A 13162-nucleotide genomic window follows, 5' to 3' on the forward strand; every position below is an offset into this window, starting at 1 on the left:
ATGACCCTCGCGCACCGCCTCGGCGCGGCGACGCTCACCGTGCTCGGTGCGGACGGCCGCCCCCTGCCCGGCCTCGACGTGACGGTCGCGCAGCGCCGCCACGCGTTCGGGTTCGGCAACATCGGGTTCGACCTCATCCCGCTCGCCAACGCCGAGAGTGCCCACCCCGAGGCGCTGGAGTCCCTCGCCGACCTGTGGCTGGACGTCTTCAACACCGCGACGCTGCCCTTCTACTGGGGCCGGTTCGAGCCGCACCGCGGCCAGCCGGACACGCTGCGGCTGCGGCGCACCGCGCAGTGGTTCGCCGATCGTGGGGTCGCGCTCAAGGGTCACCCGCTGGTGTGGCACACCGTTACCGCGCCCTGGCTGCTCGGCCTGCCGCCCGAGGAGGTCGAGCGGGTGCAGCGCGAGCGCATCCGGCGAGACGTCGGCGACTTCGCCGGGCTGATCGACACCTGGGACGCGATCAACGAGGCCGTGATCATGCCGGTCTTCGACAAGGAGGACAACGGCATCACCCGCCTGTGCCGCCGGCTCGGCCGGGTGCCCACCGTGCGGCTCGCGTTCGACGAGGCGCGGGGGGCGAACCCCGGCGCCACCCTGCTGCTCAACGACTTCGACCTGTCACCTGCCTATGAGCGCCTCATCGAGGACGTGCTCGAGGCCGGGGTGCAGATCGACGTCCTCGGCCTGCAGAGCCACATGCACCAGGGGTACTGGGGCGAGGAGAAGACCCTCGCGATCCTCGACCGGTTCGCGCGGTTCGGCCTGCCGATCCACTTCACCGAGTCCACGCTGCTCTCGGGGCACCTGATGCCGCCCGAGATCGAGGACCTCAACGACTACCAGCTCGCGCAGTGGCCCTCGACGCCGCAGGGCGAGGCGCGGCAGGCCGACGAGATCGTGCGCCACTACACGACGCTCGCCTCCCACCCCGCCGTCCAGGCGGTCACCTACTGGGGCCTGACCGACGACGGCGCGTGGCTGGGCGCGCCCGGCGGGCTCGTGCGCGCCGACGGGACCCCCAAGCCCGCCTACGACGCCCTGCGCCACCTGGTCAAGGACGAGTGGTGGCTCGGCCCGACGGTGCTGCGCACCGACGACGCCGGCCGCATCACCGTGCGCGGCTGGCTCGGCGACTACGACGTCAGCGCCGGTGGGAGCACCGCGACCTTCGTGCTGACCGGGGCCGACGGCGTCGTTGCCTGCACGCTGGGTGGCGCGCTGGGCGGCGTCAGACCTTCTTCACCACGGACGACTTGAGCTGCATCGCGCCGAACCCGTCGATCTTGCAGTCGATGTTGTGGCCGTCCACGCCGTCGACCAGGCGGATGTTGCGGACCTTGGTGCCGGCCTTGATGGCGGTGGGGTTGCCCTTGATCTTGAGGGTCTTGACGATGGTCACGGTGTCGCCGTCGGCCAGGACCTTGCCGACGGAGTCCTTGATGACGGTGTCCTCGTCGGCCGACGACTGTCCGTCCGTCGACCCGGCCTCCCACTCGTGCGCGCACTCGGGGCAGACCAGCAGCGCACCCATCTCGTAGGTGTACTCGCTGGAGCACTCGGGGCACGGGGGCAGGGTGTCAGTCACGGGGGTCAGGATAGGCGACGACGCGCCACCGGCCAGGCGGAGGGCGCCGACAAAGGCGAGGACCGGGCTCAGCGGGTGGCTCAGCGGGTGGCTCAGTAGGTGAAGCCCGCGATGCGTTCGCGCAGGTCCGACGACATGCGGGCCAGCTCTTCCACGGACCGGCCCATCTGGGCGAGCACCGCGCTCGCGGTCGCGGCCCCCGAGGCGACCCCGGTGATGTTGGCCGCGATCTCCCCGGAGCCCATCGCGGCCTCGGAGACGGACCGGGACATCTCGTTGGTCGTCGCCGTCTGCTCCTCCACCGCGCTCGCGATGGTGGCCTGGTAGTCGTTGATCGACGCGATGATCTCGCCGATCTCGCCGATCGCGTGGACCGCGCCCGCGGTGTCGAGCTGGATCAGCTCCACGCGGCGGGTGATCTCCTCGGTCGCCCGGGCGGTCTCGCGGGCGAGCTCCTTGACCTCGCCGGCCACGACCGCGAACCCCTTGCCCGCCTCGCCCGCGCGCGCCGCCTCGATCGTCGCGTTGAGGGCGAGCAGGTTGGTCTGCTCCGCGATGGAGGTGATCGACGCCACGACGTTGCCGATCTCGGTCGAGGAGAGCCCCAGCCGGGCGATGGTGTCGCTCGTCGTCGAGGTGACGGAGGTCGCCTGCTGGGCGACCTTCGCTGCCTCGTTCGCGTTCTGCGCGATCTCGTGGATCGACGCGCTCATCTGATCCGCCCCGGCCGCGACGGTCTGCACGTTGCGGCTGACCTCCTCGGCCGCCGACGCCACGACCCCGGCCTGGGCGCTCGTCTCGTTCGAGCTCGAGGTCACCTGGGTGTTGGCCGTGGAGAGCTCCTGGGCCGCCGCGGCGACGAGCTCTGCCGTCTCGCCGACCTCGGTCAACGTGGCGCGCAGCGATCGCTGAGCCTCGGCCAGGGCGTCCGCCATCTGCCCGATCTCGTCGCGGCTCCCGACCTCGGCCGCGACGGTGAGATCGCCCCGGGCCATCGCTTCCAGCGCGGTGCGCACGACGGCGATCGACCCGAGCATCCGGCGCGTGAGCCACAGCGTCGTTCCGAGGGACAGCAAGGCGGCGAGCGCGGTGACAGCGATCAGCTGCACGCGTGCCCGGGAGTAGGTCGCGGCTGCCCCGTCCGCGGTGACCTGCTCCGCCGCGGCCTCGGCCCGGAAGAGCTCGTCCAGCGGCCCGCCCATGGCCTCGTCCGCCGCCGAGAGCGGGCCGCCCACCGCGGCGTACGCCGCCGTGAGGTCGCCGCTGTCCGCGGCCGGCAGGATCTTCGAGTCACGCACGCCCTTCCACAGGGCGAAGTTCGCCTCGAACGTCGTCATCGCCGTCCCGCGCGCGTCGCTGCTGCTGCCGTGATCGGCCAGGTACGCCGCGACGGCCTCCGCAACGGCGGCGTCGGAGATCGCAATGTCATCGGTGATGCCGATCCGCTCGCGTGGCGATTCGGCGGCGAGGTAGGCCCACACGTTGACCCGGCTGTCGCCCTCGGCGTCGCGCAGCTGCGCGAAGTCGGCGAGCGGCCGGGCCACCTGCCGGTCGAGAGTCACGACGTCGGCATCGATCGCGGCCAGCCCCAGGAACCCGACGCCGCTCGCCAGCACGGTCGCGGCCAGCCCGACGCCGGCCAGCGCGAGGAGCTTGACGCGCACCGAGGCGCCACGGGCGGTCTTGTTCGTGCGGGTGGACGCCATCGTCGATTCCTCTGGCTCGCTGACACAGGGTGTACCGGCGTCCCATCGACCGACGAGCGAGAAACGTGAGACAAGTAATACCTACTTCTGGCCGACGCCCGCGGATCACCCGTGGCCGCCGCGCTGACCGGCCGTTTGTGCTGACCGGCCGCCGGGCTAGGCGCCGAGCGCGGTCGAGCCTCGGACGACCAGCCGGCACGGCATCATCTCGACGCCGACCGCCGACCGGCCGTCGATCGCGTCGAACACGCGCTGGGCTGCTCGTCTGCCGAGCATCTCGAAGTTCATGTCGATGCTGGTGAGCGGTGGGCGGGCGCCCGAGGTCAGGATCTCCCAGTTGTCGAAGCCCATCACGGAGACCTGAGCGGGCACGCTGACCCCCCGATCGCGGAGCACGTCGAGAGCGCCGCGGGCGATCAGGTCGCTGCCGCACAGGATCGCGTCCAGGTCGGGGACCTGGTCCAGGAGCGTGTGGGTCGACGCGCGGCCCCACGACTCGGTCCAGTCGCCGAACCGGACGCGGTCGCCGGCCAGGGCCAGGCCCGCGGTCTCGAGGGCCGCGAGGGCTCCCTCGGCGCGGTCGCGCGCGGCCGCGTACCGGACGTCGCCGGAGATGTGCGCGATCCGGCGCTTCCCCGTGGCGACGAGGTGCTCGACGGCGAGCCCGCCCGCGTGGACGTTGTCGGGGATGACCGAGCAGTCCTGCTCGTCGGTCGAGGGGGCGTAGGCGTAGACGGTGGGGACCGGGAGCTCGCGCCCCAGGGTCGGGCGGGGGTCCGTGTTGCTCCCGACCACGATCAGCCCATCGACGCGGCGTCCGAGCAGGGCCCGGAGGTGGTGCTGCTCGCGGATGGTGTCGTCGCGAGCGTCGCACAGGAAGACCGACATCTTCCCGGCGCCGAACGCGTCTTCCGCCCCCATGAGGATGGGCAGGCTGAACCGCCCCTCGAGGTCGTTCGTCAACAGGCCGACCGTCCCGGTCTGCCCCGCCAGGATCGCCTGGGCGAGCGTGTTCGGCGTGAACGAGATGCGCTCGGCCGCCTCGGTGACGCGTCGGCGGGTGTCGGGGTGAACGTTCGCGCGCCCGTTGAGGGCCTTGGACGCGGTCGCGACCGACACGCCCGCGAGCGTGGCCACGTCCCGAAGCGTCGCAGCCCGGGGCCGTGCGCCCGTGCTCTCGATCCCACTCATGAGGCCCCCTCGTGTGCGCCAGCTAGATCACGAAACCGTTGCTACATCGTAGTGCTGTTGACGACCACGTCCGCACGGTGCTAGCGTCCAGAAAACCGTTTCGGAACGTTTCGTTCAGCGGGAGACATCACAGCAGATGTCCACCGTCGCACGCCGGCACCGTGGCGAGCAGGACGAGCACGTCAGAGTTTGTGCAATCCATCAACGAGGATCGACGCACGGCAAGGATGCCGGGCGAACGCGGTCCTTGGCCAGAACCCACCTGAGGAGTCCCGTTGAGAATCAAGAGCATCAGGGGCATGCGGCAGCATGCCGGTCCCCGCAGTCGTCGAGTTCGGCCAGCCGCGCTGACGGCCGTCGCGATGGCGGGCGTGCTCGCCCTGGCCGCGTGCTCCGGTGGGTCCGCCGCCGACACTGCCGGCGGTGGTGCTAGTGCCGGCGGGGACAGCGGGACCCTCACCGTGTGGCACTACTTCAGTGACGCGAACCAGGTCAAGCTCATGGACGAGTTCGGGGCCAAGTTCCAGGCCACCCACCCGGACGTCACGGTCGAGAACGTCTTCGTCCCGTACGACCAGCTCAACTCGAAGCTCATCTCGGCGGCCGGCGCGAAGACCGGTCCTGACGTCGTCGTGTTCAACGGCGCCGAGGCCGCCACGCTCGCCCTCGGTGGTGCCCTTGCGCCGATCGACGACCAGTGGGCCTCGTTCGCCGACGCCGCGCAGTTCCCCGACTCGGTGATCCACAAGATCGACGGCAAGACGTACGCCGTCCAGGGCTACGTGAACCTGCTCGGCCTCTGGTACAACGCCGACATCCTCCAAGAGATCGGCGTCCAGCCGCCCACGACCCTCGACGAACTCGAGACCGCGATGGCCGCGGCCAAGGATGCGGGCTACGCGGGCATCACGCTCAGCGGCCTGCCCCAGTCGCAGGGCGAGTGGCAGGCCTACCCGTGGCTGTCGGCCGCCGGGTTCGACTACACGAAGCCCGACGCCAAGGCGCTCGAGACCGCGTTGACCCGCGCTCGCAGCTGGGTCGAGAAGGGTTGGCTCTCGCAGGAGTCGGTGACCTGGGACCAGACCGTCCCGTTCCAGCAGTTCGCCGCCGGCAAGGTCGCGTTCGCCGAGAACGGCAACTGGCAGATGGGTACCGCCAAGTCCGACGCCAAGTTCGCCTACGGCGTGGCTCCGCTCCCGCTCGGGGACGGCGGTCAGGTCTACCTCGGCGGCGAGGGGGAGGGCATCGGTGCGTTCAGCAAGAACCCCGACCTGGCGTGGAAGTACCTCAGCGAGACGTACTTCGACAAGGACGGTCAGATCCTGCCCGTCACCCTGGTCGGCTCCATCCCGTCCCGTCTCGACTCTGCCCAGAACGTCGCCGTCAGCAGCGACGAGCTGCTCAAGCCGTTCGCGGAGTCCATCGCCACGTACGGCGCGAACTACCCGGCCGCCGTCATCCCGCCCGAGGCCGTCGCCGACGTGCAGCTCACCATCGGCCAGGCCTGGAGCGCTGCCCTGAGCGGCCAGAGCTCACCGGCCGACGCCACCGCTACCGCGATGACGGCGCTGCAGAAGCTGTTGGGCTGACCTCAGCCCGGTACCCGGCCCGCCGTCTCGGCGTCGCCGGCGCCAGAAGTCACTTCGACGAGAGAGATCCTCGACATGACAGCACGACTGGCGCCGGCGGCCGCCCCGCACCTCGCCCCCGCACCGCGGCAACGTCGGGCCCGACGGCGGCGCCCACCCCAGGTCCGCCTGCTCTTCCTCCTGCCGGCGGTCGTGTTCCTCGGCCTGTTCAGCTTCTTCCCGCTCGTCCAGCTCCTGCGGATGAGCGTGAGCAAGGTGACCGCCGCGACCCTGAACGGGACGTGGGACTTCGTCGGGCTCGACAACTTCACTGCCGGGTTCTCCTCGGGGCAGAGCACCGAGGCGCTCTACCGCACGGGCGTCTTCGTGCTCATCGTGACCCTCCTGGGCATGGTCGGCGGGCTCGCCGCGGCGATCGCCCTGCGCACCACGGGCCGGTGGTCCGGCTTCCTGCTCGCCCTCATGGTCTTCGTGTGGGCGTTGCCGCCGGTCGTGAATGGCAGCGTCTGGAAGTTCCTGCTCGGCGACTCCGGGCTTTTCAACACGCTCCTGCTCACCAGCGGGCTGCGGGACACGCCGCTGCCGTTCCTCTACGACCAGTACTGGGCCCTGATGTCCGTGGCCTTCGTCAACGCGTTCGTGGTCATCCCGTTCAACGCCCTTGTCTTCCGGGCCGCGCTGATGAACATCTCGCCCGAGACCTTCGAGGCGGCCGCGCTCGACGGCGCCAGCAAGTGGCAGGAGATCCGCCACATCATGCTCCCGTCGGTCCGCCCGACCACGCTCGTGCTCCTCGTCCTGACCATCGTGTACGGGTTCCGCAGCTTCGACTTCATCTACGTGATGACGTATGGCGGCCCGGGCACGGCCACCAACACCCTGCCGTTCCTGGGCTACCTCCAGGCCTTCGTCCGGTACGACTTCGGGCTCGGCTCGGCCACGTCCGTCGTCGCCGTCCTCGGCGTCCTGGTCCTGGCCGCCGTGTACGCCCGAAGCATCCGCCGAGAGGAGTCGGAGTCGTGAAGCAGACCGCTGGTCCCGCCACCAACCTCATCAAGGCGCTGCTGACGCTCATGTACGGGGTGCCGATCCTGTGGATCGTGCTCACGTCGTTCAAGAGCTCGGCCGACGTCTTCGGATCGCAGTCGTCCTTTGCGTTCCGCCCTGTCACGACCGCCTACGTCGAGGCGTTCGACGGCGCCCTGCTGACCGCGCTGCGCCAGTCCCTGCTCATCTCCACCGGCACCACCGCGCTGACCCTGCTCGTCGCGGTCCCGGCCGCCTACGGACTGGCCCGCACCACCGGCCGCATCAGCACCATCGGCCTGGGGCTGCTCATCGTGCTCCAGATGATGCCGCAGACCGCGACAGTGATCCCCATGTTCCAGATCTTCGGGAACTGGCAGCTGCTCGACTCCACGCTGGGCGTCATCATCGCCGACACGGCGCTGCTCATCCCGTTCGCGACGCTGCTCCTTCGACCGTTCTTCCGGGCCGTGCCACCCCAGCTCGAGGAGGCCGGGTCGATCGACGGCGCCTCGATCTTGCGGGCGTTCTTCTCGATCGTCCTGCCCGTGGCCCGCAACGGGGTGTTCACCGTCGGGACCCTGATCTTCTTGCTCTCCTGGGGAGAGTTCCTGTACGCGGTGAACTTCTTCCTCGCCCCCGGCAGCTACCCCCTGAGCGCCCTGCTCGCCCAACAGGTCTCCGCCTTCGGCATCAACTGGCCCGGTCTGATGGCGCTCGCCGTCCTGACGTCCATCCCCATCCTCATCGTCTTCACCGGGACGTACCGCCTGCTGCGCGACGGCCTGACCGTCGGCGCGGTCAAGTGAGCCCCCCGCTCACCCCGAACTCGTCCCGTCCGCGTACCGTGCACCGCCATGACCAGGAGATCCCCATGCCTGCCACCGTTCACGCCGAGTCCCGACCGGGACTCCTGGTATCCGCCGACCGCACCGACCGTGGCCGGCCCGTCGCCCCGTCGAGCGGCCGCTGGAGCCCGCTCGGCCTCGGCGAGGTCACCATCGACGGCGGCTTCTGGGCCGATCGGCAAGCCCTCAACGCCGCCACGATGATTCCGCACTGCGAGGCGTGGATCGAGACCATGGGGTGGCTGGGCAACTTCGACGCCGCGATCGAGGGGCGGCTTCCGCAGGACCGGCGGGGCCGGGAGTTCTCCGACTCGGAGATCTACAAGCTGCTCGAGGCGATGTCCTGGGAGGTCGGGCGCACCGGTGACCTGGGGATGGACGCGCGGCTGCGGGCCGTGGTGGCGCGGGTCGCCGCCGCGCAGGAGCCCGACGGGTACCTCAACACCAAGTTCGGTCGCCCCGGGCAGGATCCCCGCTACAGCAACCTGGAGTGGGGCCACGAGCTGTACTGCTTCGGCCACCTCATCCAGGCCGGGGTCGCCCGGGCGCGCACCCACGGCGACGACGAGCTCGTGCAGGTCGCTGTCCGCGCGGCCGACCATGTCTGCGCGACCTTCGGCGTCGATGCCAACCCGGGAGTCTGCGGGCACCCGGAGATCGAGGTCGCCCTCGTCGAGCTGTTCCGGCTCACGGGGGATCGCCGCTACCTCGACCAGGCGCGCCTGTTCGTCGAACGCCGCGGGCACGGCGTGCTCGGTGACATCGAGCTCGGTCCGGAGTACTTCCAGGACGACCAGCCCGTCCGCCAGACCACGGTCATGGCCGGGCACGCAGTCCGTGCCCTCTACCTCGCCGCCGCCGCCGCCGACCTCGCCGTCGAGGACGACGACGCCGAGCTGCTCGCCGCCATCAGGCTCCAGACCGCCACCACGCTCGCCCGGCGCACCTACCTCACCGGCGGCATGGGCGCGCACCACGAGGGCGAGTCGTTCGGGCAGGACTTCGAGCTGCCGCCGGACCGGGCCTACTCCGAGACGTGTGCCGGGGTCGCCTCGGTCATGCTCAACCACCGGCTGCTCCTGGCGACCGGTGACGCGCTGCACGCCGATGCCGTCGAACGCACGCTGTACAACGTGGTGGCGACCTCCCCGGCGCGTGACGGCAACGCGTTCTACTACACCAACACGCTGCACCAGCGCACCCCCGGCAGCGTCCCGAGCGCCGACGTCGCCAGCGCGCGGGCGTCCTCCAGCCTGCGGGCGCCCTGGTTCGAGGTCTCGTGCTGCCCGACCAACGTGACCCGCACGATCGCGTCGCTCGGCGCCTACCTCGCCACGGCCGACGACGACGGCGTCCAGATCCACCAGTACGCGGGCGCCACCATCGCCACCCGGATCGGCGCCGGCGACGAGGTCGTCCTGCGGGTGGAGACGGCGTACCCGGACGAGGGGAGCGTGCGGGTCACGGTGCTCCGGAGCCCGGAGGTTCCCTGGACCCTCACGCTGCGGGTGCCGGCCTGGGCCGACGGGGCCGAGCTGGCCGCCGGGGTGATCCGGCGGACCGTGGCGCCGGGTTACACGTCGGTTACCCGGGTCTTTACGGCCGGCGACGTCGTGATGCTGCACCTGCCGATGGCCCCGCGGTGGACGTTGCCGGATCCGCGGATCGACGCGCTGCGCGGGCAGGTCGCCGTCGAACGCGGCCCGATCGTGCTGTGCCTGGAGTCGGCCGATCTCGGGTCGAGCGTCAACACCGCGCAGACACGGATCGACGTCCCGCCGGTCGAGCACGACGGCGTCGTGCGGGTGCCCGCCGCCACGCGCGAGCCGGGCGACGGGCCGTGGCCGTACCGGGTCGCGACCCAGGACCCGGGTGGCGACGGCCGGGCCGACGTCGACCACGGGCTCGTCGCGCTCGTGCCCTACCACCGGTGGGCCAACCGCGGACCGTCGACCATGCGGGTGTGGATCCCCGTCGCGGACTGACCCCGCCAGCTGGCTCAGGTGTGGCCGACCGGGACGGGGACCGGCGGCAGCCAGCGGCCCACCACGTAGGCGACCACGACGGCGACGATGGCCAGCGGCATCACGGCGTACCCGTCGCTCGTCAGCAGGACGGTGGCCAGCAGCACGGACGTGAACGGCAGCGCGAGCATCGATACGCACATCGCACCGATCCCCATCCCGACGGCGGGAACCAGGGACAGGCCGGGCAGGTTCGCCGCCAGGACGCCGAGCGCCGCCCCGATGAACATGCTGGGGAAGATCGGGCCGCCGCGGAACGCGCTGAGGGACAGGGCATAGGCGAGCACCTTGCACACGACGAGGACTGCCAGCGCCCCGATCGACCACGTCCCGGCCTGGGTGATCAGGGCGGGCAGCGCGTCCTGCCCGGAGAACAGCACCTGGTCGGTGCCCTTCCCCGTGAGCTGGGCGAAGCCGATCGCGAGGGCGGCGACGGCCAGGCCGAGGAGCGTGGTGACCGGGACCCGGTGGGCGTGGACCGCCGGGCGGACCGCCTGCGCGAGCGCGCGCGTGGCCCAGGCGATCAGCGGCGTCACCAGGCCGAAGACGATCGCCCACCCGAACATGGCGCCGGTCGGCGTCGTGAAGGCGGGGAGGTTCGGGATGGCCAGGGAGAAGGTGCCCAGGCCGGTCAGGGAGTCGAGACCGACGAACACCAGCGAGCCGATCCCCGCCGCGAGCAGTCCCGGGAGCAGGGCCACGGTCAGCATCGCGCCGCCGAGGCCCGCGGCCTCCATGAGGAGGAAGGCCCCCAGGAGCGGCGAACCGAGGAGCGTGCTGATGGCGGCGAAGCTCCCCGCGGTCGCGATGAGGGCGATCGCGGTCGGCGGGGAGTCCTTCTTGAGCAGCCGCACGGCGAGCCCGCCGAGCCCGCCGCCGAGGGCGATCAGGGGTGCCTCGGGACCGAGCACGGCGCCGAGGCTCAGGGTGGCCAGTGCGGCCAGAGCCACCCCGGGCAGCTCGATCGGTGCCGGGGCGCCACCGGTGTGCAGGCCGTCCGCGGGGGAGTGCCCGGCGGTGCCGGGCAGGGTCCGGATGCACAGCGCCGTCAGCAGCCCGGCGAGCCCCAGCAGGGGCAACGGCCACCAGATCGGGGTGCTGGCGAAGCCCACCACGCCGGGCAGCTCGGTGAACAGGTACTCCTGCAGCCAGGACACGAGCGCGAGGAACCCGTAGGAGACAGCGGCGACCGGGACGCCCACGAGCGCGGCCAGCAGCAGCGCACCGACGTAGGCACGCGAGCGGACCAGGGCGAGCGGGTCGGTCGGCGGAGCGGCCGGTGACTGCGGTGACTGCGGTGACTCCGGTGACTCCGGCGACTCCGATGGCGCTGACTGGTGTCCCAGGCGTCCGTCCACGGTTGCCCCCTCGGGCTGCCGTGGGCCGTCCCGGCCGGTCGAGAGCCGGGGCAGGCCCGCTGATTCCTGCTCAGTTTTCCGAACATAGCGGACCTGCCCCCGGCCGTCAGCGCGGGGTTCTCAGCGGTCGGCGAGAATCCCGTCGATCTGGCCCATGGCCGCGGTCATCCCCTCGACCATGCCCATCGAGACGAGCTGCTCCATCTGCTCGAGCGAGGCGAACCGGGTGGTCACGGTCATGCGCGTGCCCTCGGCGGTCTCCACCAGGTCGACCCGGGCGTTGGTCATCGGCATCGTGGGGTCCGGCGCGCCCGTCGCGTCGGCGAAGCCGTCCTCGAACTCGAGCGAGTGCGGCTCGTCGAGGGCGACGAAGCGCCACCAGCCGCGCGCCCGGTCGCCGTCGGGCCCGGTCATGAAGTAGCTGGACCCGCCGCCGACGGCGACGTCGTGCCGCTCGAACGTGGCCGGCCAGGTGGGCGGGCCCCACCACCGCTCGAGCTGGCGCGGGTCGACCCAGAGCTGCCAGGCGCGCTTCGGCGGGGCGGCGAGCTCGGCTACCACGGTCATGGTCAACGTTGCGGTGTCGGGCACGGTGCTGATGACGGTCATGGTGAGTCTCCTTCGGTGGGTGGGACTGCGGTGGGTGGGGCTGCGGTGGGTGGGGCTGGTGCCGCGAGCAGCTCGTCGATGCGGGCGATGCGGCCGCGCCAGATCTGGTCGAACTCGTCGAGCAGGAGTGCCGCCGAGCGGATGGTGGCGACGTCGCCGGACACGATCTGCTCGCGGCCGCGGCGACGCTTGCCCACCAGGTGAGCCCGCTCGAGCACGGCGACGTGCTTCTGCACCGCGGCGAAGCTCATGTCGTAGTGCCGCGCGAGCGCGGACACCGACTCCTCGCCGCGCAGGACCCGCGTGACGATGTCGCGTCGGGTCGCGTCGGCCAGGGCGCCGAAGATCTGGTCCGCCGCCTCGCGCTCGAGCTGTCCTACAACCATGTGGTTGTACGTTACCCGCGGGGTTCGCCCAGGGCAAGAGGCCGCGGTGAGCGGGCCAGCACGACGACGTCCGGCTCGCCCCGCGCCGCGCTGACCTCGCGGATCTCGACCGTGGCGAAGTGCTCGTTCGCCAGGGTGAGGAAGGCGTCGGAGGGGCGGGTCGCGCTCCAGATCGACAGCACGCCGCCCGGCGAGAGCACCCGGGCGGCGGTGCGCAGCCCGGCACCGGTGTACAGCGCCGCGTTCCCCGGGGTCACCAGCCACTCGGGTCCGTTGTCGACGTCGAGGCAGATCGCGTCGAGCCCGGACGACGGCGCCTGGGCGAGCCACGCCACGACGTCGGCCTCGTGCGCGCGGACGCGCGGATCGCGCAGGGCGTCGCCGTTCAGGGCGGCCAGCGGCCCGCGGTTCCACCGCAGCACGGCCGGTTCCCGCTCGACGACGTGCACCTCGCTGACGCCGGGATGCGCGAGCGCTGCGGCCAGCGAGAACCCCACGCCCAGCCCGCCGACCATCATCCGTCCGGGCGACGGCATGCAGTCGGCAGCGGCGGTGATGTGCAGTCGTTCGGACCCGCCGGACCGGGTGTCCATGAGGAAGACCCCGTTCGCCACGATCTCGAAGTGCTCGTCGACGTGCCGTAGTGCCAGCTCGCCGCAGCAGCCGTCCACCCGCTCCACCACTGTCGTGTCCTGCTCCATGACCGCAGGCTACGACCTCACGCGGGTCCCACGGGTCGAGACGGGTCGAGGCGAGGTGTCGCCGGCGCGCTCGCCTAAGATGGCACCACCGGCCCGGCGACTGAGCACCCTCAGCCTCCTTGCCCGCGACGAC

General features: G+C 71.5%; 12 protein-coding genes. 5 read left to right on the forward strand and 7 right to left on the reverse strand.

Annotated elements, in window-relative coordinates:
* Positions 1–1263 (forward strand): endo-1,4-beta-xylanase, encoded by a 1263-nt coding sequence (locus tag VTA80_RS13435; RefSeq protein WP_407341598.1) that lies wholly within the window; start codon positions 1–3, stop codon positions 1261–1263.
* Here VTA80_RS13435 and VTA80_RS13440 read toward each other — a convergent pair.
* From VTA80_RS13440 to VTA80_RS13450, 3 genes are all read right to left on the reverse strand, one after another.
* On the reverse strand, positions 1235–1591 hold the full coding sequence (locus VTA80_RS13440) for a zinc ribbon domain-containing protein YjdM (protein WP_407341599.1): 357 nt from the start codon (positions 1589–1591) through the stop codon (positions 1235–1237). The genes VTA80_RS13435 and VTA80_RS13440 overlap by 29 nt on opposite strands.
* Positions 1592–1683: 92 nt before the next feature.
* A complete protein-coding gene (locus tag VTA80_RS13445) occupies positions 1684–3297 on the reverse strand; it encodes a methyl-accepting chemotaxis protein (RefSeq protein ID WP_407341600.1) in 1614 nt (537 codons plus the stop codon).
* Between the two features lie 156 nt (positions 3298–3453).
* A complete protein-coding gene (locus VTA80_RS13450; RefSeq protein ID WP_407341601.1) occupies positions 3454–4488 on the reverse strand; it encodes a LacI family DNA-binding transcriptional regulator in 1035 nt (344 codons plus the stop codon).
* A gap of 299 nt (positions 4489–4787) precedes the next feature.
* Between VTA80_RS13450 and VTA80_RS13455 the strand changes: the two genes are divergently transcribed.
* From VTA80_RS13455 to VTA80_RS13470, 4 genes are all read left to right on the forward strand, one after another.
* Entirely contained in the window at positions 4788–6077 is a 1290-nt protein-coding gene (locus VTA80_RS13455; RefSeq protein ID WP_407341602.1) for an extracellular solute-binding protein, read from the forward strand.
* 75 nt (positions 6078–6152) lie between these two features.
* Positions 6153–7100, forward strand: coding sequence for a carbohydrate ABC transporter permease (locus VTA80_RS13460; RefSeq protein WP_407341603.1), 948 nt, complete (start codon positions 6153–6155; stop codon positions 7098–7100).
* On the forward strand, positions 7097–7912 hold the full coding sequence (locus VTA80_RS13465) for a carbohydrate ABC transporter permease (RefSeq protein ID WP_407341604.1): 816 nt from the start codon (positions 7097–7099) through the stop codon (positions 7910–7912). The genes VTA80_RS13460 and VTA80_RS13465 overlap by 4 nt, the downstream gene beginning before the upstream one ends.
* Positions 7913–7977: 65 nt before the next feature.
* Positions 7978–9936 carry a glycoside hydrolase family 127 protein gene (locus VTA80_RS13470; RefSeq protein WP_407341605.1) on the forward strand — a complete coding sequence of 653 codons (1959 nt, stop codon included), beginning with the start codon at positions 7978–7980 and terminating at the stop codon, positions 9934–9936.
* A gap of 14 nt (positions 9937–9950) precedes the next feature.
* Here the strand turns inward: VTA80_RS13470 and VTA80_RS13475 are convergent, their stop codons facing one another.
* The 4 genes from VTA80_RS13475 to VTA80_RS13490 all read right to left on the reverse strand — a co-directional run bounded on the left by VTA80_RS13475 (position 9951) and on the right by VTA80_RS13490 (position 13029).
* Complete coding sequence (locus VTA80_RS13475; RefSeq protein ID WP_407341606.1) at positions 9951–11333, reverse strand: chloride channel protein; 1383 nt, start codon at positions 11331–11333, stop codon at positions 9951–9953.
* A gap of 120 nt (positions 11334–11453) precedes the next feature.
* Positions 11454–11942: an SRPBCC domain-containing protein gene (locus tag VTA80_RS13480; RefSeq protein ID WP_407341607.1), complete on the reverse strand. Its 489-nt coding sequence runs from the start codon at positions 11940–11942 to the stop codon at positions 11454–11456.
* On the reverse strand, positions 11939–12328 hold the full coding sequence (locus VTA80_RS13485) for an ArsR/SmtB family transcription factor (RefSeq protein ID WP_407341608.1): 390 nt from the start codon (positions 12326–12328) through the stop codon (positions 11939–11941). Before VTA80_RS13485 ends, VTA80_RS13480 begins: the two co-directional genes overlap by 4 nt.
* An 11-nt stretch (positions 12329–12339) precedes the next feature.
* Positions 12340–13029: a hypothetical protein gene (locus tag VTA80_RS13490; protein WP_407341609.1), complete on the reverse strand. Its 690-nt coding sequence runs from the start codon at positions 13027–13029 to the stop codon at positions 12340–12342.
* Positions 13030–13162: the final 133 nt, after the last annotated feature.

It is taken from the genome of Pengzhenrongella phosphoraccumulans (assembly GCF_045689905.1).
In the GTDB taxonomy this organism is placed as follows: Bacteria; Actinomycetota; Actinomycetes; order Actinomycetales; family Cellulomonadaceae; genus Pengzhenrongella; species Pengzhenrongella phosphoraccumulans.

Coding starts and splice junctions, on each gene's coding strand:
- VTA80_RS13445 (WP_407341600.1), bottom strand. CDS start 3,297: ATGGCGTCCACCCGCACGAACAAGACCGCCCGTGGCGCCTCGGTGCGC.
- VTA80_RS13450 (WP_407341601.1), bottom strand. CDS start 4,488: ATGAGTGGGATCGAGAGCACGGGCGCACGGCCCCGGGCTGCGACGCTT.
- VTA80_RS13435 (WP_407341598.1), top strand. CDS start 1: ATGACCCTCGCGCACCGCCTCGGCGCGGCGACGCTCACCGTGCTCGGT.
- VTA80_RS13460 (WP_407341603.1), top strand. CDS start 6,153: ATGACAGCACGACTGGCGCCGGCGGCCGCCCCGCACCTCGCCCCCGCA.
- VTA80_RS13490 (WP_407341609.1), bottom strand. CDS start 13,029: ATGGAGCAGGACACGACAGTGGTGGAGCGGGTGGACGGCTGCTGCGGC.
- VTA80_RS13480 (WP_407341607.1), bottom strand. CDS start 11,942: ATGACCGTCATCAGCACCGTGCCCGACACCGCAACGTTGACCATGACC.
- VTA80_RS13470 (WP_407341605.1), top strand. CDS start 7,978: ATGCCTGCCACCGTTCACGCCGAGTCCCGACCGGGACTCCTGGTATCC.
- VTA80_RS13455 (WP_407341602.1), top strand. CDS start 4,788: ATGCGGCAGCATGCCGGTCCCCGCAGTCGTCGAGTTCGGCCAGCCGCG.
- VTA80_RS13485 (WP_407341608.1), bottom strand. CDS start 12,328: ATGGTTGTAGGACAGCTCGAGCGCGAGGCGGCGGACCAGATCTTCGGC.